This is a genomic window from Guyparkeria hydrothermalis (assembly GCF_023555385.1).
Taxonomy (GTDB): Bacteria; Pseudomonadota; Gammaproteobacteria; order Halothiobacillales; family Halothiobacillaceae; genus Guyparkeria; species Guyparkeria hydrothermalis_A.
The window spans coordinates 1,265,793-1,284,843 of record NZ_JAJSED010000001.1; the positions used below are offsets into that span (position 1 = coordinate 1,265,793).

Below are 19,051 nucleotides of genomic sequence, written 5' to 3' on the forward strand. Positions count from 1 at the left end.
CGGGGCGGAGCGTCGCTACGAAAGGAAAAGTCTTAGCAGCTCGCGGCCGTGTTTTCAGCCAACCGGGTCGGCAGTCGGCTCGCCGCTGCGGGCAGCCTGAGCGGCACGGGCGCGCCGCGCGGTGCGCTGGTCGACCGCCTGCTTGAAGGCGACCAGCAGACCCAGGCCGATGAAGGCGCCCGGCGGCATTAGGGCCAGCAGGAAGGTCATCTGCTCGGGCAGGAGGCGCACGCCCCAGTCGACGGCCATCGGGCCGAACAGCTGCTCGGCGCCCGCCAGGAGCGTGCCGAAACCGATCAGTTCACGCATGCCGCCGAGCGTGATCAGCACCAGCCCGAATCCGGCCCCCATGACGAAGCCGTCGAACACCGAGAAGCCGAAGGCGTGACGCGAGGCGAAGCCCTCGGCGCGGGCGATGATGATGCAGTTGGTGACGATCAGCGGAATGAAGATGCCTAACGTGTTGTAGAGCGAGTGGAAGTGCGCGTTCATGATCAGCTCGATGATGGTCACCACCGAGGCGATCACCATGACGTAGACGGGCAGACGGACTTCCGGGCGAACCCAGTCACGGATCAGCGACACCACGCCGTTGGACACCACCAGTGTCACCAGCGTGGCAACCGCCAGGCCGATCGCGTTGACCATGGTGTTGGATATCGCCAGCAGCGGGCACAAGCCCAGCACCTGGACCAGCGCCGGGTTGTTCTTCCACAGCCCGTCGAGGGCCAGTTCGGACAGACGTGGTTCACTCATCGTCATGCTCCTCCTCGTCGTCACGCGCGGCCTGCTCGAACAACTGGCGGCGATGCTCGCGCACGTACAGCAGGACGTCCTCAATCGCCTCGACCACCGCCCGTGGCGACACGGTAGCCCCGGTGAACTGGTCGAAGGCGCCACCATCCTTCTTCACCGCCCAGCCCTCGAGCGGCGGATCGCCGAGCCGACGTCCGGCAAAGTCCTTTATCCAGTCGGTCTTGTCGGCCTTGATCTTGTCGCCCAGCCCCGGCGTCTCGTTCTGCTCGAGCACCCGCACGCCGGAGATCACGCCATCGGCCCGCACCCCAACCAGCAGCCGGATGTCGCCGCTGTAGCCACGGTGGGTGACCACCGGGATCGCCACCGCCGTGATTTGGCCACCCTCACGCCCCCGAAAGCCGAGCTGGCCGGCAGCCATCGCTCGCTCGCGCTCCTCGACCGTCAGCGAGGCCGGCAACACACCGTCTGCCGGTGGCTCGATCACCGGTTCGCCCAGGTTCAACGCTTGCGGGTCGGGCAGGACGAAGGCGTCCTCGGCCGGGTTATTGTCGTGCGCCTCGCCCGAGAGTACCGCCATGATCTGACCCAGCAACACCGCCTGGCGATTGAGCTCGATCTGGTCGGCCGTCTTCTGCTGGGTATAGGCGACGAAGCCCACGCCCAGACCGAAGAACACGGCCAGGATCACCGCGGTGATGACGACACGACGCAGCTCCAGGTCCTTCACGAGCCCTTCTCCCCGCCAGCATCAACCCGGCCCTTGCGGCCGAACACCGCCGGCTGCGTGTAATAGTCGATCAGCGGCACGGCAAGGTTCATCAGCAGTATCGCGAAGGCCACTCCGTCAGGGTAGTTGCCGAAGCTGCGGATCAGTACGGCGAGCATGCCGATGCCGAAACCGAACACCAGCCGTCCGCGCGGCGTAGTCGAGGCCGTGACCGGGTCGGTGGCGACGAACAGGGCGCCGAAGATCACCCCGCCGCTGATCAGATGGAACAGCGGGTCGGCGAAGCGCTCGGAATCAATGCCCCACAGCAGGGTTGCCGTGGCCAGCACGCCCGTGATCATCGCGACCGGGATGTGCCAGCGGATCGCACCGCGCCAGAGCATCCACGCCCCGCCGGCGAGGAAGGCGACGTTCAGCCACAGCGACCAGCCGCCACCCTGCCAGATCGAGGCACCCGCACCGGCCATCTCGCCGCCTTGGGTCATTACCATGCGCCACTGATCGAGCGGGGTTGCCTGACTCAGGGCATCGAAGCCCGTGCCGGCCGGCAACACGCCGAACAGACTCCACTGCAGCGCCTCGAAGAACGACAGGCTGGCCGCCCCACCCTCGATGGGCGCGCCCCAGCGTGTCATGGCCTCGGGGAAGGACACCAGCAGCACCACGTAGCCGACCATGGCGGGGTTGAACAGGTTGTAGCCGATACCGCCGTAAAGCTGCTTGGCGACCGCCACGGCGAATACCGCCCCGACCACCGGCAGCCACCAGGGCGCGAGATTGGGCAGGCACAGCGCCAAGATCCAGCCGGTGATCAGCACCGAGCGATCGGTGAGCGCCGGACGGAACGGTCGCGCGCGCAGCCACAGCATCAGCGCCTCGGCCAGCCAGGCCGCGCCGACTGCCAGCAGGACGTTGACCAGCACCCCCCAGCCAAGCAGCCAGACGGCGGCGACCGTGCCCGGCACCAGCGCCCAGAGCACGGTGGTCATCACGTCGGCGACGCTCGAGCGGGCCTCGACGTGCGGCGAGGTCTGGACCGGAAACTTCATGACGACCCTCCCGGCCGTTCAGGTGATTCGCCCGATTTGGGGGCAGCGCTCTTATCCGCATCTGCCGCCGGCTGCGCCTGTTGTGCGCGCGCCTTGCGGGCCTTGGCCCGCGCTCGGGCCGCCTCGATGCTCAGCGCAGCGGCGGATTTGTCCTCGCCGGCCGGCTGATCGGCCTTCGGCTTCTGATCTCCGCTCGCCTCGGCCGGGCCAGAGTCCTCGTCGCCGGCCGCCTCCTTGGCCGCGGCCTTCTCCTGGGCGGCCTTGATCGCGGCACGCTTTTTCGCCAGGGCCGCCTCGCGCTCGGCCTTCTGCCGCTCGATACGCTCGTTGTGGAATTCGAACCGGCGCCGCGCATGCTCGGCCTTGGCCTTCTCACGCTCGGCCGACCAGATCTCGGTCTTGGCGTGGCGGAAGTACTGCACCAGCGGGATATGCGACGGACACACCGCCGAGCAGACGCCGCACTCGATGCAGTCGAACAGATGATAGTCGTGGCTGCGGTCGAACTGCTGGGCGCGCGCATACCAGTAGAGCTGTTGCGGCAGCAAGTCGGCCGGGCAGGCCTCCGAGCAGCGCGAGCAACGAATGCAGGGCTGCGGCGGCGGTGCCGGGTCACGGTCGACCGGGCGCATCGCCAGCAGGCAATTGGTCGCCTTGACCACCGGCACCTCATCATCGTGCAGAGCGAAGCCCATCATCGGCCCGCCCATCAACAACCGGTCGACGCCCTCGGTATAGCCACCTGCCGCCTCGATCACCTTGGCCATCGGCGTGCCGATACGCACGCGGAGATTGCGTGGCTCGGCCACTCCGCCGCCGGTAACGGTCACGACCCGCTCGGTCAGCGCCCGACCTTCGACCACGGCGTGCCAGCTGTTGGCCACCGTGCCCACGTTCAGGCACAGCAGCTGGTAGTCGGTCACATGACGGTTACGCGGCACCTCGATGCCCGTGAGCGTGCGGATCAACTGCTTCTCGCCACCGGCCGGGTAGATGCTCGGCACCACCTTGATGCTGAAGCGATCCTCGCCCTCCTCGGCCGCCAACCGGTCGATCACCGCCTGCAGCGCCGCGATCGCCTGCGGCTTGTTGTCCTCGATGCCGATCAGGCAGCGGGCCGCGGCCACCGCATGCAGCATCATCTGTGCCCCGCGGATGATGCTCTCGGGCGCCTCCTGCATCAGGCGGTCATCGCAGGAGATATAGGGCTCGCATTCGGCGCCGTTGAGCACCAGCGTCTCCACCCCGCCGGGATTGGCAGTGGCGAGCTTCACGGCCGTTGGGAAGACGGCCCCGCCCAGCCCGACGATGCCGGCCTCGCGCAACCGCGAGCGGATCTCGACCGGACTCTTGTCCCGGTAGTCGGGCCAGGGCGGGAAGGGGTCGGCCGCACGGTCCTCGCCGTCGGCGGCCAGCACGATGCTCTGCGCCGACAGACCACCCGGATGCGGCAGCCCACGCGGCTCGATCGCCTTGATCACCCCGGAAGTCGGGGCATGGATAGCCGCGGAGATGAAGTCGTCCGGGCGGGCCAGGAGCTGACCGCGACCGACATGATCGCCCACCGACACCACCGGGATCGCCGGCGCGCCGATATGCATGTGCAGCGGCAGGACGTACTCGTCGACCAGCGGCATCTCGCCGATGGAACGGTCACAGGCAGGCGCCTTGTGAGACTCGACATCGAGCCCCCCGTGAAAGCCATGCAGCCCCGGCGAGACCGTCGCGCGCGCCTCAGGCATGGGCCGGCGCCTCCCGTTGGGCGGCCGGGCCGCGCGTGGGTACCGGGTGGGCGGATTCGGGCATCGGGAAGCGGTAGGCTTCGACACCCTCCTCGACCGGCACCATGTCGATGCAGTCCACCGGGCAGGGCTCGACGCACAACTCGCAGCCGGTGCACTCGTCCTCGATCACCGTGTGCATCTGCTTGGCCGCACCGAGGATCGCGTCCACCGGGCAGGCCTGAATGCACTTGGTGCAGCCGATACAGACGTCCTCGTCGATGATGGCGAGGGTCTTGACCTCCTGGACCTCAAGCTCGTCATCCAGCGGCTTGAACTCCACGTCCAGCAGGTCGGCGAGATTGCGGATGGTCGACTCGCCGCCCGGCGGGCAACGGTTGATGTCCGCATCGCCCTTGGCCATCGCCTCGGCGTACGGCTTGCAGCCGGGGTAGCCGCACTGGCCGCACTGCGTCTGCGGCAACAGCTCGTCGATCCGTTCGGCGAGCGGGTTGCCCTCCACACGGAAGAACTGCGCCGCCAGCCCCAGCAGCACACCGAACAGGATCGCCAGCCCGACGGCAAGAAAGATCGCCAGCCACATCAGACAGTCACCATCCCGGCAAAGCCCATGAAACCCAGTGCCATCAACCCGGCCGTGACCAGGGCGATCGGCACGCCTTCGAAGGCCGCCGGCACGTCGGCCGCGGCCAGTCGCTCACGTAGAGCGGAGAACAGGATAAGCACCATCGAGAAGCCCACCGAGGCACCGAAGCCGTACAGCGCCGACTCGATGAAGGTGTTCGCCTGCTGGACGTTGAGCAGCGCCACACCCAGCACGGCGCAGTTGGTGGTGATCAGCGGCAGGTAGATGCCGAGCACGTTGTGCAACAGCGGGCTGGTCTTTCTCACCATCATCTCGGTGAAATTGACCACCACCGCGATCACCACGATAAACATGATCGTACGCAGGTAGCCCAGCCCCAACGGTTCGAGCAGCCAAGCGTGCGTGACGTAGCTGGCGATCGCCGAGAGCGTGAGCACGAAGGTGGTCGCCAGCGACATGCCGATGGCCGTCTCGACCTTGTTCGATACCCCCAGGAACGGGCACAGGCCGAGGAACTTCACCAGCACGAAGTTGTTGACCAGGATGGTACTGATCAGGATGAGGATGTATTCAGTCAAGGCCACCTACCGTGCGTCCCGGAAACCGCGCCGACGGGGCCGGCACTGTATTCCCGCCATGGTATCAAGGAAGGGCCGCGGCCCGCGAACCGGTATGTTCATGCATACCGTTCGCAGGTTTCAAGTTGCCGCGGACGGGCGACGCTCGCTCAGGCCGACGCGGGCGCCCTCAGGAGGAGAATTGCGGCCACTCGAAGGCCTCGTCGGCCTTCTTGAGCCGCTCAACCCACTCGGCATGCGCGGCGGCCGCATCGGCCTCGGGCGCGATCACGCGCAAGCGCGGCCGGTCGCCGCGGATGGTGCCCAGTGCCGCCTGGCCGGCGGTGGCTGTCTCGGCGGGATTGTCAAAGGACAGGTCCCACTGGCCGCCGGTCAGGGCGAGGTAGACGTCGGCGAGGATCTCCGAGTCGAGCAGCGCGCCGTGCAGGGTCCGGTCGGAGTTGTCGATCTGGTAGCGACGGCAGAGGGCGTCGAGGCTGTTGCGCTGCCCGGGGTGCTTGTCGCGGGCGATGGCGAGCGAGTCGGTGACCAGATCGACGTGCTCGGACAGCGGCGGGAAGCCGGCGCGCTTGAGCTCGGCATCAAGGAAGCCGACATCGAACGCGGCATTGTGGATGATCAGCTCGGCACCACGGACGTAGTCGAGGAATTCCTCGACCACCTCGGCAAAGCGCGGCTTGTTTTCCAGGAAGTCATTGGACAAGCCGTGCACGGCGAAGGCGCCGGCATCCACCGCCCGCTCGGGGTTGAGGTACTGATGATAGTTGCGGTGCGTCGGGCGCCGCTCGACCAGCTCGACCGCGCCGATCTCGATCAGGCGGTGACCCTCCTCGACCGGCATGCCGGTGGTTTCGGTGTCCAGAACGATCTGTCGCAGTGTCATCGACGGTTTTCGCCTCCGCATTGGCGTTGATATTGATTCAGCCATCGCTCCAGGGCGCTGGCGAAGGCCTGCTTGTCCTTAGGCCCCAGCGGCGGCGGGCCGCCGGTGGAAACCCCGCTCTCGCGCAGGGTCTGCATGAATTCGCGCTGCGCCTGCCGGCCGCGGATGGATTCGGCATCGAAACGCTCGCCACGCGGGCCGATCGCCGCCGCGCCCTTGGCCAGCACTTCAGCCGCCAGCTCGATATCGGCGGTGATCACCAGCTCGCCGGCGGAAACGCGCTCGACGATGGCATTGTCGGCGACATCAAAGCCCGGTGCCACCTGAAGAAAGCTGACCCGCCGGGAACGTGGCGTCGGCAGCGGGTGATTGGCCACCAGCACGATATCCACACCCACCCGGTCGGCGGCTCGGAACAGCATGGTCTTGATCGGCCCCGGACAGGCATCGGCATCGACCCAGATGGACAAGACGGCACTCCTGCGAATCGCCCTGGAATCGGGCGTGACTGATGGGCGTCGATCATACGCCAGACGGGCGGTTGCTATCATGCCCCGTCATTCAGCCCAGGGCAGGACGGAACATGGACTTCGACGTGGTGATCATCGGCGCGGGCGCGGCGGGCCTGATGTGCGCCGCCACCGCCGGCTACCGCGGCCGTCGCGTGCTGGTGCTCGATCACGCCCGCAAGGCCGGCCAGAAGATCCTGATGTCCGGCGGCGGGCGCTGCAACTTCACCAACCTCAACAGCACGCCGAACCAGTTCCTGTCGGCCAACCCGCATTTCTGCATCTCGGCACTCAAGCGCTACCCGCCGAGCGCCTTCCTCGAGCTGGTCGACCGCCACGGCATCGACTACGTCGAAAAGGCCCCGGGACAGCTGTTCTGCGCCGGCAAGGCGCGCGAGATCGTCGACCTGCTGCTGACCGAGTGCGACTGGGCCGGCGCCGAGGTGCGCATGAAGACCGGGGTCGAAGCGATCGAGGTAATCGACGGCGGCTACCGCCTGCGCACCCCGAACGGGACGATCACCACCGAGTCGCTGGTGATCGCCACCGGCGGTTTGTCGATTCCCACCATGGGCGCCACCCCGTTCGGCTACGAGGTCGCCCGCCAGTTCGGCCTCAAGGTGCTGCCGACACGCGCCGGGCTGGTGCCCTTCACGCTGCATCCCGCGCTCAAGGAGCGTCTCGCCCCGCTTGCCGGCATCAGCACCCCCGTCGCGGCAAGCGCAGGCGGGATGCGTTTCGAGGAGCCACTGCTGTTCACCCACCGCGGCCTTTCCGGTCCGGCCATGCTGCAGATCTCGAGCTTTTGGCAACCGGGCGAGCCGCTGATGATCGACCTGCTGCCCGGGCGCGATGTCATCGCCGAACTGACCGAGCGGCGCCGCCGGCACCCTCAGGGCACGATGCTGCAGTACCTCGACGAGCACCTGCCACGCCGGCTGGTGCGGGTCCTGTGCGACTGGCACGGCTGGTCACAGCCGCTGCAGGAATACTCGCGCGAAGACATCGCGGCGGCCGCCGATCACCTGCAGCGCTGGGCGGTGCATCCCGCCGGCACCGAAGGCTACCGAACCGCAGAAGTCACCCTCGGCGGGGTCGATACCCACGAGCTTTCCTCGCAGAGCATGGAAGCACGCAGCCAGCCGGGTCTATTCTTCATTGGCGAAGTGGTCGACGTCACCGGCCACCTCGGCGGCCACAACTTCCAGTGGGCCTGGGCCTCGGGAGTCGCGGCTGGCCAGGTTGCGTGACGGGATATATTGGACAGGGAGTCGGCATGGATAGTCTGACCGGTCAGTTCTTGCAGGAGAACCAATCACTGGTGCTGCTGACGGTAGCCCTGCTGCTGGGGGCGCTGATCGGCCTGGAACGCGGCTGGTCGAGCCGGCAGAAGGAAGCCGGTGAACGGATCGCCGGCATCCGCACCCACGCACTGGTGGGCCTGTTGGGCGGGCTGGCCGCCCTGCTCTCCACGACGCTGACCGGTTGGGCCTTCCCCACCCTGCTGCTCGCGGTCACCGCGGTGTCGCTGGTGGCCTGGCGCACGCGGGCCGAATCGGTGCGCAACTTCAGCATCACCGACAGCATCGGGCTGTTGATCACGTTCTGCATCGGGGCGGTGGCTGTGGCGGTCGACGTGGTGATCGCCACCGCGGCGGCGGTCATCACCGCGATGATCCTCGACAACAAGGACGAGATCCACGGCCTGCTGCAAAAGCTCGAGGCACGCGAGCTGGATGCGGCCCTCAAGCTGCTGCTGATCAGCGTCGTGATGCTGCCACTGCTGCCCAACGAGCCGCTCGGCCCCGGCGGAGCATTGAATCCTTACCAGATCTGGTGGATGGTGGTGCTGATTGCCTCGATCTCGTTCGTCGGCTACTTCGCCATCCGCGTCGGCGGCGCCGAAAAGGGCATCCTGTTCACCAGCCTGTTCGCGGGCCTGAGCTCCTCGACCGCACTCACGCTTCACTTCGCGCGGCAATCGCGACGCACACCGGATCTCGGCCCGATGCTTGCGGTGGGCATCCTGATCGCCTGCGGCACGATGTTCCCCCGAGTCTTGCTGGTCGCCACCGCGGTCCACCCGCCCATCTTTGCGCCCCTGCTCTGGCCGGTGGTGGTGATGACGGTTCTGCTTTACGTCCCGGCCGGCCTAATGTGGCACCGGGCCCGACGCCGAAGCACGGTCCAGCAACCGCAACTGACACAGAACCCGCTCGATCTCACCTCTGCGCTGCTGTTCGGCGCCCTGCTGACCGTGATCATGCTCGCCGGAGAGTGGCTGCGCGAGTGGCTCGGCAGCGCCGGCATCTACCTGCTGGCCGCCTCCTCGGGCGTCGCCGACGTCGATGCGATCAACCTGTCGCTGACCCGCATGGCGCGCGACACCATCGATATCCACACCGCCGTGATGGGCATCATCATCGCCTCGGCGGTGAACAACATCGTCAAGACCGGCATCGCCGGCAGCATCGGCACCCAGCGGCTGGGGCTGCACGTCGCCGGCCCAATGGTGCTGTCGCTCGCCGGTGGCCTACTGACCGCCTGGCTGTTCGTCTAGGCCGATTGCTCACCCCGACGTTCGGCCCAGGCGAGCATCGCCGGCGTGAACAGCAGGGTCAGCGCCGTGGCGGCGATCAGGCCGCCGGCGATCGCGGTGGCCAGTTGCACCCAGTACTGGGTCGAGGGCGCACCGATGCTGAACTCGCGACCGATGAAGTCGATGGTCAGGCCGAAGACCATCGGCGTAAGCCCCAGCACCGTCGTCACGCTGGTCAGCACCACCGGCCGCAGGCGCTGGGCGCCGGTGCGCAGGGCCGCTTCCTCGGCCGGAACGCCCTCGCGGCGCAGCTGATTGAAGGTATCGATTAGGACAATGTTGTCGTTCACCACCACCCCGGCCAGCGCGATTACGCCAATGCCGCTCATCACCACCGAGAACGGCTCGCCACGCAGGATCAGCGCCAGCAACACTCCACCGGTGGAGATCACGATCGCGCTCAGCACGAGGAAGGCCTGGTAGACGCTGTTGAATTGAGTGATCAGGATCAGCAGCATCAGGCCGATCGCGATCACGAAGGCCCAGGAGAGGAACTGGCCGGCCTCGGCCTGGTCCTCCTGCTGGCCACGCACGGCCTGTCGCAGGCCGTCAGGCAGGGGATGGGCCTCAAGCCAGTCGGTCAACACACCGAGCCGCTCATCCACCAGCCGCCCCGGCCCGACGTCGGCCTCGACGGTGAAGGTGCGCCGGCCGTCGACCCGGTTGATGATCCCGGTCTTGGGCGCCGGCACGAAATCGACGAAATTGCGTATAGGCACCAACCCGGCCTGGGTCGGCACCCGCAGGTTGACCAGTTGCACAAGGTTGCGCTCGTCGAAGGGGAAGCGCACCCGTATCTCGACCTCCTCGTCGGCGTCCGCCGGCCGGTAGTCGCCCAACTCCAGCCCCCGGGTGAGCATCTGCACCGCGCGTCCGAGCAGGCTGACATCGGCACCGAAGCGGGCGGCCTCGCGGTGGTCTATCTCGAGCCGGATCTCGACACCTGGCAGCGGCCGGTCATCCTCGACGTCGACGAAGCCGCCGACCGTCTGCATGCCGTCACGCAGATGCTCGACACCCGCCGAGAGTGCGCCTACCGAGGCACCCTTGCGTTCACCCGACACCTCGAGAACCACCGGTTTGCCCTCTTGTGGCCCGCCCGATTCGGTCAGGAATTGCAGCCGCACACCCGGAATGCCCGCGAGGTCCGCTCGAAGGCGATCGAGGATATCGGCTGCCGGCGGGCGCTGCTGCCAGTCGACGAATTCCAGCTGGATCACACCAATCACGTCCTCGGCATAGTCCTGGGCGAGCCGGTCCCGGGACGAGCCGATAGTGCGGGCATAGACAGTCTTGAGCGAAGGGCGGTCGAGCAAACGCGATTCGACCGAGCGCACCAGATCGTCGGCCTCCCAGACCGATAGATCGCCGCGGGCCTGCACCTGGATCTGGGCGAAGCGCGGCTCGATCTCGGGGAAGAAATCGACGCCGCGACCCAGCTCGGCGTAGGCAACGAACAGCCCGCCCGTCACGACCACGGCCGCCACCAGCGTCTGCACCGGATGCGTCACGGTCCAGCGCAGCAGGGTCACGTAGCGACCGGTCCCGCCGTCGAGCTCGTCGAAGCGGCCCGCCTCGGCCGCGCGGATGTGCTTGACCTGCTCGGGACGACTGGGTTGCTCGCCGCCCAGCGAGGCGGCCAGCACCGGGATGAACACCAGCGCCATCGCCAGCGACATCAAGAGCGTGATGATCACCGTCGCCGGCAGGTAGAACATGAACTCGCCCACCATGCCGGGCCAGAACAGCATTGGCAGGAAGACCGCCAGCGTGGTGGCCACCGAGGCAATGATCGGCCAGGCCATCCGCTGGGCCGCGTCGCGGTAGGCAGTCTCGGCACGTCCTTCGGCAAGATAGCGATCGGCCTGCTCGATCACCACGATCGCCCCGTCGACCAGCATCCCAACCACCAGGATCAGCGAGAACAGCACCACGATGTTCAGGGTGTAGCCCAGCAGGTACAGCACCAGCACCCCGCCGAGGAACGCACCCGGGATCGACAACCCCACCAGCCATGACGAGCGCCCGCCGAGCGCGGCAACGATCACCAGCATGACCAGCACGATCGCGGTGAGCACGCTGTTCTCCAGGTCGCCAAGGAGATCACGGACGTCCCGCGCCTGGTCCTGCAGATAGCGCACTTCGACGCCACCCGGCCAGTCATGGCTGGCATCCGCGATGATCGTGCGGGCGGCGGCGACGGTATCGAGAATGTTCGCCCCGCCGCGCTTGCGGATCTCCAGCGAGATCGCCGGCTGGCCGTTGACCCGGGCGAATCCCTCCGGGTCCTTGAAGGTCCGCCGGGCCGTGGCCACCTCGTCGAAGGTGACCACGGTGCCATCATGAGCAAGTGCCGGCAGATCGAGCACGTCCTCGACCGACTCGATCACGCCGGGCACCTTGAGGGTCAGGCGCCCCGCACCGGTGTCGATGGCCCCGGCGGCGACCAGCCGGTTGTTGCGTTCGAGCGCCGCGATCAGTTCGTTGTAGGGCAGTCGGTAGGTCTCCAGCGTCTGCGGGTCGACCATCACCTCGAGCAGGTCCTCGCGCTCACCGCCGATCTCGACCTCGAGTACGCCGGGCACCGCCTCGATGCGGTCGCGCAGATCACGGGCGATGCGGATCAGGGTCGCCTCGGGCACCGACCCGGACAAGGTCGCGGTGAGCACCGGGAACATGGAGAGATCGACCTCGTTGACCACCGGTTCCTCGGCCCCCGGCGGCAATTCGGGGCGCACCAGATCGACTTCCTCGCGCACGTCGGCCAGGGCACGGCGGTTGTCGTAGCCGGCGCGGAAGTCCAGCCGCAGCAAAGCGAAACCCTCGCCGGCACTGGCCCGAATCTCGTCGAGGCCCTCGATGGTCGACAATTCGCGCTCCAGAGGCCGGATCAGCAGCCGTTCGCTGTCTTCGGGCGAGATGCCGGGGTAGGAAACCGAGACGAAGAAGATCGGCACATCGACATCGGGTGCCGCCTCCTTGGCGATCTGCACGTAGGCGATCCCGCCCGCCGCCAGGAGTGCCAGCAGAAGCAGCAGCACGCTACGCGAGCGGGAGAACAGGGCGGCGAGCATCGCCCTCACGAGCCGACCTCGCCCACCTCGATCCGGTCACCATCGCGCACAAACCCCTGACCGAGCGCGATGAGCCGGACGGTCTCCGGCAATCCGGTCACCCAGATACGCCGGGCATCGGCACGCACGGGTTCGACCGGCACGAAACGGGCTCTGAGACCGCCCTCACTCTCGATCGCGACCTTGACCCCGAGGCGGCCGTCCTCGTCCTGGGAGATCAGCGCCGGGGAAATGCCGTGAGCCGCGACCTGCTCGACCGGAATCTCGACGGTCACGCTGGTACCCGCCGGCAGGCTGCGCTCGGGGTTGTCGACCCGCACTCGCGCGGAGAAGGTGCGCGTGGCCGGGTCGGCGGTCACGGAAAGGTAGCTCACGCGCCCTTCGCGTTGCGTGCCGTCGAGAAAGATCACCCGGGCGGGCAACCCCTCGTGGATCGCATCGATGCGCTGCTGCGGAATGCTGACCACTGCGCGCAACGGATCGTTCTCGACGATCTCCGCCACCGGCTCACCGACAGCAAGGTAGTCGCCCTTGCGAGCAATCTGGGTATTGAGGACGCCCGCGATCGGGGCGGTGATACGGGTATGGCGGATGTCGAGTTCGATCTCGGCGACACTGGCCCGGGCGGCCTCGAGTTCGGCGCGAGCACGCTCGACCTGCTGTTGGGCCTGGTAGCCGCCCTGGGCGAGGCGGGAGGCCGCCGCGTAGTCACTCTGGGCACGCTGCAGCTCGGCACGGGCCTCGCGCAGGCGCGCCTCGCGGTCGTCGAGGTCAAGTTGGGCGATCAGGGTGCCGGCATCGACTACGGCACCCTCGTCGACCGGTGTCTCGATCACTTCACCGCCGGTCTTCGCCCGCACCGTCACGATCTGATCTGGCTCGATCTCGCCCTGGATAGTCACCAGCCGCTCGATCGATTCGGCCCGGCTGGTCTTGAGCGCCACCCGCACCGAATCGGAGCGTTCGGCCACGGACGACTCGGGGACAGGGGACTCGCCCGTGGCGATCCAGAGTGCCAGCAGCCCGATCACGGCAATCACCACCAGCCAGCCGGCATTGCCTCGCAGCCATTCCCGCGTCATCACCACGACCCTCCATGTTGCCGATCCGTCGATTTCACGCCCCGTCTGCGCCCGAGCGCCACCGCTACGCCACTGTTTAGTCCGGTGCGGCCGCCTCGTCCATGGCCCGGTTGGCCAACTGGTCGGCACGCTCGTTCTCCGGGTGGCCGACGTGGCCGCGGGTCCAGTGCCACTGGACGTGATGTCGCTCGGCCGCCTGCTCGAGACGACGCCAGAGATCCGCGTTCTTGACCGGCTTGCCGGCGGCCGTACGCCAGTTGCGTCGGCGCCAGTTGTGGATCCATTCGGTGATGCCCTGGCGCACGTACTGCGAATCGGTGGTCAGATGCACCTCGCAGGGCTCCTTGAGCGCCTCGAGTGCCTCGATGGCGGCGGTCAACTCCATGCGGTTGTTGGTGGTTTCCGTGTCCGCCCCCCACAGATCACGCTCATGCTCGCCAAAACGCAGCACCGCCCCCCAGCCGCCCGGACCGGGATTGCCGCGACAGCCGCCGTCGGTCCAGGCATGAACGACCTTGCGCCGATCGGAGGAGGGAGTATCGGGTTGCTGCATGATCTTGAGACTTATCGGTTGGAGTGGCTTGACTGGCGACGGAACCCGGCCACCTCGCCGCGAACGGGCTGGCCGACCAGCGACGGCAGGCGGAAACCCGATTTCGCCGGGGTGGGCCGAGCGACGCGACGCGTGGCGTCGATCACGTACAGGCCGTTGAGGAACCAGGCCCAGTCGCCACTGAGGCGGCGCAGGCGCTCGCAACGACGGTAGGCGGAATCGCGGCACCACGGTGCCACGCCGCCGACCGGCTCGATCGCTTCGATCCGATAGCCCAGCACGCGCAGCCAGTCGACGACCCGCCAGGCCGGATGATGATGACCGAACGCCAACGGCGCATGACAGCGCGGCCAGAAACGGGCGCTCAGGTGCAACAGGCTGGCCGGATTGATGCCGACCACGAGCAGGCGTCCCTCGGGACGCAGTGAACGGTCGATCTCGCGCAGGATCTCGTGCGGGTTGCGCCGGTCCTCGAGCACGTGCAGGGCGATCACCAGATCGGCCGCCTCGCTCTCGATCGGCAGCGCATCGAGGTCGACCGGCAGCCGTCCGGAAGCCGACCCGCCGGGCGGGCCGGCCAGCACCTGATGGGCGATGCGCAACTGCTGATTCCAGTCGAAGCGCCGGTCGAATTCCAAGCCGGCCTCGCCCAGCACCAGCGCGTGGTAGCCGAAGGCCGTCTCCGCCCGCCGGGCGAGCAGCTCGATCAGGTCGGCAGCCACCAGCTGCCCCACCGGGGCACGATACCAGTCGGCCGCGGCCACACTGGCGGGAAGCTCGTTGGGGCTGACGGGCGACTGGCTCACGGCGACAACGTGGTCCTCGGGTTCAGGCAGGGGGCCGTTGGTCGGCCTCGCGTTCGCCGGGTGACCAGTGCACCACCCGCCGGCTGGCGAGCATCAGGCCGAGCGCGAGCAGGCTGGCAAGGGTCATTGCGGCGAAGGCCGTACCGGGCTCCACTCTACCCCAGAGCAGCCCGGCAAGGTACAGGCCAAGTGCCGCGCCACCGCCGTAGCTCGCTGCCGACAGGATCGCCTGGCCACGAGCATGCGCCCGACCGGGGAACTGGTGGTCGATCACCCAGATGCCGACCGCGTGAGTCATGCCGAAACTGGCCGCATGCAGCAGCTGGGCGAACAACAGCCAGCCGAGCACGTCGGCCTGGTAGCCGATCAGCAACCAGCGCAGCGCCATCAGGGCAATCGCGACCAACAGCAGACCAAGCGGTGCGAACCGGTTGCGTAGGCCCGGAAGGAGGAAGAACAGCACGATCTCGGCGACCACGCCCAGCGCCCACAACAGGCCGATGGCGGTCGCCGAATAGCCGAGATCGGCAAGATGGACCGAGAAGAAGGCGTAGTAGACGCCATGGGCGAGGTTGATCAGGAAGGAGCCGGCGAAGAATCCGAGCATGGCCGGCTCCTTGAGCCGGGCACGGATCGATACCGGACGGGTACCCGTCTCGCGCGGCACGCCCGGCTCCGGCACCCGCCACAACACCAGCGCCAGCGCGGCCAGGGCCACGGCCATCAACCAGGGCACCGCATCGAGACCGACCCGGTCGATCAGCGCGCCCAGCCCGACCGAGGCGACGATGAAGCCGATCGACCCCCAGGCGCGCAGGGCCGGATACCGTTCGGGCGCGGGTCCGGTCAGCCGCAGCGCGGCGACATCCAGCTGCGAGAGCAATGGCTGCCAGAAAAAACCGAACAGCACCAGCAACGCCATCCAGCCGAGCAGGCCGGCGTCAAGGCCACCCAGCAGCCCGAGGCCCGCGGCGAGCAGACCGCTGATCACGGCCGCGGCGATCAGCCAGACAATCACCCGGCCGCTGTGATCGACCATCCAGCCCAGCAGGGGTGGAGCGATCAGCTTGGCGGCCATCACCATGGCCAGCATCGCCCCGACCGTGTCGGGACCGAAGCCCTGCTCGATCAGGTAGGGACTGAAATACGGCAGATAGACGCCGAGCCCGAGGAAGAAGGCGAAATACCCGAGCCGGATCGGGTTGAGACTGCGCGCCTCGCCCTGTCCTGCCGGGTTCGTGCTCATTGGCCGGGCGTCGAACCGTCCCCGGCCGGCACCACCGGCGTGTCGCTGTCGACATCACCACACTGGCCACGATGGCGCAGCGCGTGATCCATCAAGGTCAGTGCCAGCATCGCCTCGCCGATGGGCGTGGCCCGGATGCCGACGCAGGGGTCGTGGCGACCGGTGGTGACCACCTCGGCCGACTCGCCGTGCACGTCGACGCTCTGCCCGGGCAGGCGAATGCTTGAGGTGGGCTTGAGCGCGAGGTGGGCGACGATGTCCTGCCCGCTGGAGATGCCGCCGAGCACGCCGCCGGCATGGTTGCTCAAAAAACCCTCCGGCGTGATCTCGTCGCGGAATTCCGTACCGCGTGCGGCAACGCAGTCGAAGCCGTCACCGACCTCGACACCCTTGACCGCGTTGATCCCCATCAGCGCGTGGGCGATGTCGGCGTCGAGACGATCGAACACCGGCTCGCCCCAGCCCGGCGGGCAGCCCTCGGCGCGCACCGTCACCTTGGCCCCAACCGAGTCGCCCGAGCGACGCAGGTCGTCCATGAAGGACTCGAGCTCCGGCACCTGTGCCGCACAGGGCCAGAAGAAGGGGTTCTCGCCGACGGCCGACCAGTCGAAGCAACCCTCGTCCAGGCGGATCGGGCCGAGCTGCGAGAGGTGCCCGCGCACGGTCACGCCGAATGTCTCGGCCAGCCACTTCTTGGCGATCGCACCGGCAGCGACGCGCATGGCGGTCTCGCGGGCCGAGGAACGCCCGCCACCGCGGTAGTCGCGCCGACCGTACTTCTGCCGGTAGGTGTAGTCGGCATGGCCGGGGCGGAACTGCTCAGCGATCTTGGAGTAGTCCTTGGAGCGCTGGTCGACGTTCTCGATCAGCAGGCCGATGGGCGTGCCGGTGGTCTCGCCCTCGAACACCCCCGAGAGGATGCGCACCTGGTCGGGCTCACGACGCTGCGTGGTGTGCCGCGAGGTGCCCGGCCGGCGCCGGTCGAGATCTGCCTGCAGGTCCGCCTCGGTCAGCGGCAGCCCGGGCGGGCAGCCGTCGACGATCGCGCCGAGCGCCGGTCCGTGGGATTCGCCGAATGTCGTGACCCGAAACAGGGTGCCGAAGGTGTTGCCTGACATGCGTGTTATTCCAAATACTGGCCGTTCCAAAAACCGGCGGCCGCCGCGGCCGCGATAGCGGCTGCGCCCCGCACGGGCGGCCCGCGGGACATGCTAAACTGCGCGGTCCGCGTCCGGCCGGCACGCCAATGCGCCGGGGGCACGCCCCGCCAAAGACCGCAGAGTATACCTGTCCGATCCGGACACTGCCCAAGACCAGCCGTCCATGCCCATCGACCTCATCTCCACCATCGACCGGCAGGCCCGAACCCGCCCAGCTGCGCGCGCCCTTGGGGACAGGAAGCAGTGGCTGGACTACGCGACGCTGGCCGGTCGCCTGCAGGCAGCTCGCCAGTCGCTGCGGGCGCTCGATCTGACAGACGGTGACCGGGTGGTGCTCTGGGCGGGCAAGTCGGTCGACACCGTCGTCTGGCTACTGGCCATGCTTGCCGAAGACATCGTGCCCGCCCCGGCGCATCCCGGGCTTCGTCCCGAGCAGGTCGACCACCAGCTCGCCCGCTGCGAAGCCCGAGGACTGCTTGCCGACCGTCCCCGCCTGCGGCAATACGGCCCGGGTGACTTCGAGGCCGGATGGGGCTGGTGGCCCACCGACAGCGAGAGGCCACGGGAGCTGGCGTCGCCCGAGTCGACCGGACCGGGGGGCGAGCCGGCGGGCAATCGAAGCGCGAGTCCCGACCGGCTGGCGATGCTGTTCTTCACCTCCGGCAGCACCGGGCTGCCCAAGGGGGTGATGGTCAGCGAGGGCAACCTCGACGCCGGCACGACCGTCGTGGCCGACTACCTCGAGCTGCAGCCCGACGACGTAGTCGCCGCCATCCTGCCACTGGCCTTCGACTACGGGTTCTCTCAGGTCACCACGGGGCTTGCGTCCGGCGCGGCGGTCTACCTCGATGACTACTTGCTGCCCGCCGACCTCAAGCGGCCGTTGCTGACCGAGCGGGCAACCGTCTTCGCCGGCACGCCCGGTCTGCTGGTGCCGCTCTCCCGACAATCATGGCTCGTCGACGCCCCGGCGCTGCGCGTGCTGACCAACTCCGGCGGCGCCCTGCCGGTGACCGCCGTCCGTCGTCTGCGAAGCGCGCGTCCGGAAACGCGACTGTTCCTGATGTACGGTCTGACAGAGGCCTTCCGCGCCACCTACCTGCCTCCCGAGGAAGTCGACGCCTTCCCGGACGCCATTGGCTACCCGCTGCCCGGGACGACCGTCGGACTGGTCGACGGCCGCGACCGGCTGCTGGGGCCGGGCGAAAGCGGCGAACTGGTGCAGGGCGGACCGCTGGTGAGCGCCGGCTATATCAACGACGTGGAGGCCACCGCAAGACGCTTTCGCCGCCCGCCGCCAGGCTGGCCGGACCGGGAAGCCAAACGCGTGGTATACAGCGGTGACCGCGCGCGCATGGACACCTCGGGGCGACTGTTCTTCGAGGGGCGGCTCGACGAGCAGATCAAGGTCGCCGGTTTCCGCATCAGCCCCGAGGAAATCGAGTTGGTGGCGCATGCCGCTCCCGGCATCGAGGAGTGCATCGCCGTGGGCATCCCCGACCCGGAAAGCGGCAACCAGCGGCTGCGGCTGCACGTCGCCCCGGCGGAGGCGGACGTCGATGCCCTGCGCCACCACCTGCGGATTCATCTCGCCCCCTACCAGCAGCCGGCCGAGATCGTCGTGCATGCCGCCCTGCCCCGGTCGGCCAACGGCAAGTTCGATCGCCAGGCCCTGACCACGATGGAGGAGCACTGACC

At 68.0% G+C, this 19,051-nt stretch carries 17 protein-coding genes; 3 read left to right on the forward strand and 14 right to left on the reverse strand.

Annotated elements, in window-relative coordinates:
* Positions 1-54: 54 nt before the first annotated feature.
* The 8 genes from LV476_RS05780 to LV476_RS05815 all read right to left on the reverse strand — a co-directional run bounded on the left by LV476_RS05780 (position 55) and on the right by LV476_RS05815 (position 6,794).
* On the reverse strand, positions 55-756 hold the full coding sequence (locus LV476_RS05780) for an electron transport complex subunit E (RefSeq protein WP_250074320.1): 702 nt from the start codon (positions 754-756) through the stop codon (positions 55-57).
* A complete protein-coding gene (locus tag LV476_RS05785; RefSeq protein ID WP_250074322.1) occupies positions 749-1,486 on the reverse strand; it encodes an RnfABCDGE type electron transport complex subunit G in 738 nt (245 codons plus the stop codon). Before LV476_RS05785 ends, LV476_RS05780 begins: the two co-directional genes overlap by 8 nt.
* Entirely contained in the window at positions 1,483-2,535 is a 1,053-nt protein-coding gene (locus LV476_RS05790; RefSeq protein ID WP_250074324.1) for an RnfABCDGE type electron transport complex subunit D, read from the reverse strand. The genes LV476_RS05785 and LV476_RS05790 overlap by 4 nt, the downstream gene beginning before the upstream one ends.
* Positions 2,532-4,277 (reverse strand): electron transport complex subunit RsxC, encoded by a 1,746-nt coding sequence (rsxC, locus tag LV476_RS05795; protein WP_250074326.1) that lies wholly within the window; start codon positions 4,275-4,277, stop codon positions 2,532-2,534. The genes LV476_RS05790 and rsxC overlap by 4 nt, the downstream gene beginning before the upstream one ends.
* Positions 4,270-4,860 carry an electron transport complex subunit RsxB gene (gene rsxB / locus LV476_RS05800; protein WP_250074328.1) on the reverse strand — a complete coding sequence of 197 codons (591 nt, stop codon included), beginning with the start codon at positions 4,858-4,860 and terminating at the stop codon, positions 4,270-4,272. Before rsxB ends, rsxC begins: the two co-directional genes overlap by 8 nt.
* Positions 4,860-5,441: an electron transport complex subunit RsxA gene (gene rsxA / locus LV476_RS05805; protein ID WP_250074330.1), complete on the reverse strand. Its 582-nt coding sequence runs from the start codon at positions 5,439-5,441 to the stop codon at positions 4,860-4,862. Before rsxA ends, rsxB begins: the two co-directional genes overlap by 1 nt.
* Positions 5,442-5,610: 169 nt before the next feature.
* Entirely contained in the window at positions 5,611-6,318 is a 708-nt protein-coding gene (dnaQ, locus tag LV476_RS05810) for a DNA polymerase III subunit epsilon (protein WP_434062832.1), read from the reverse strand.
* A 2-nt stretch (positions 6,319-6,320) separates the two neighbouring features.
* The gene (locus LV476_RS05815; protein ID WP_250074333.1) at positions 6,321-6,794 is read right to left on the reverse strand and encodes a YaiI/YqxD family protein; all 474 of its coding nucleotides are present in this window, start codon (positions 6,792-6,794) and stop codon (positions 6,321-6,323) included.
* 113 nt (positions 6,795-6,907) lie between these two features.
* On the opposite strand from LV476_RS05815, the gene LV476_RS05820 reads away from it, so the two are divergent.
* Positions 6,908-8,083, forward strand: coding sequence for an NAD(P)/FAD-dependent oxidoreductase (locus tag LV476_RS05820; RefSeq protein WP_250074335.1), 1,176 nt, complete (start codon positions 6,908-6,910; stop codon positions 8,081-8,083).
* A 26-nt stretch (positions 8,084-8,109) separates the two neighbouring features.
* Complete coding sequence (locus tag LV476_RS05825; protein ID WP_250074336.1) at positions 8,110-9,393, forward strand: MgtC/SapB family protein; 1,284 nt, start codon at positions 8,110-8,112, stop codon at positions 9,391-9,393.
* On the opposite strand, the gene LV476_RS05830 is transcribed toward LV476_RS05825, so the two are convergent.
* The 6 genes from LV476_RS05830 to aroC form a co-directional block, all read right to left on the reverse strand.
* A complete protein-coding gene (locus tag LV476_RS05830) occupies positions 9,390-12,515 on the reverse strand; it encodes an efflux RND transporter permease subunit (protein WP_250074338.1) in 3,126 nt (1,041 codons plus the stop codon). The genes LV476_RS05825 and LV476_RS05830 overlap by 4 nt on opposite strands.
* Positions 12,512-13,588 carry an efflux RND transporter periplasmic adaptor subunit gene (locus LV476_RS05835; protein WP_250074340.1) on the reverse strand — a complete coding sequence of 359 codons (1,077 nt, stop codon included), beginning with the start codon at positions 13,586-13,588 and terminating at the stop codon, positions 12,512-12,514. The genes LV476_RS05830 and LV476_RS05835 overlap by 4 nt, the downstream gene beginning before the upstream one ends.
* Before the next feature lie 76 nt (positions 13,589-13,664).
* Positions 13,665-14,141: a ribonuclease HI gene (gene rnhA / locus LV476_RS05840; RefSeq protein WP_250074342.1), complete on the reverse strand. Its 477-nt coding sequence runs from the start codon at positions 14,139-14,141 to the stop codon at positions 13,665-13,667.
* A gap of 11 nt (positions 14,142-14,152) precedes the next feature.
* Complete coding sequence (locus LV476_RS05845; protein ID WP_250074343.1) at positions 14,153-14,947, reverse strand: class I SAM-dependent methyltransferase; 795 nt, start codon at positions 14,945-14,947, stop codon at positions 14,153-14,155.
* A gap of 22 nt (positions 14,948-14,969) precedes the next feature.
* Positions 14,970-16,193, reverse strand: a complete 1,224-nt coding sequence (locus tag LV476_RS05850; protein ID WP_250074346.1) for an MFS transporter — start codon at positions 16,191-16,193, stop codon at positions 14,970-14,972.
* Positions 16,190-17,311, reverse strand: a complete 1,122-nt coding sequence (gene aroC, locus LV476_RS05855; RefSeq protein ID WP_250074349.1) for a chorismate synthase — start codon at positions 17,309-17,311, stop codon at positions 16,190-16,192. Before aroC ends, LV476_RS05850 begins: the two co-directional genes overlap by 4 nt.
* 205 nt (positions 17,312-17,516) lie before the next feature.
* Here aroC and LV476_RS05860 point away from each other — a divergent pair, with 205 nt between their 5' ends.
* Complete coding sequence (locus tag LV476_RS05860) at positions 17,517-19,049, forward strand: AMP-binding protein (protein WP_250074351.1); 1,533 nt, start codon at positions 17,517-17,519, stop codon at positions 19,047-19,049.
* The last annotated feature ends 2 nt before the right edge of the window (positions 19,050-19,051 follow it).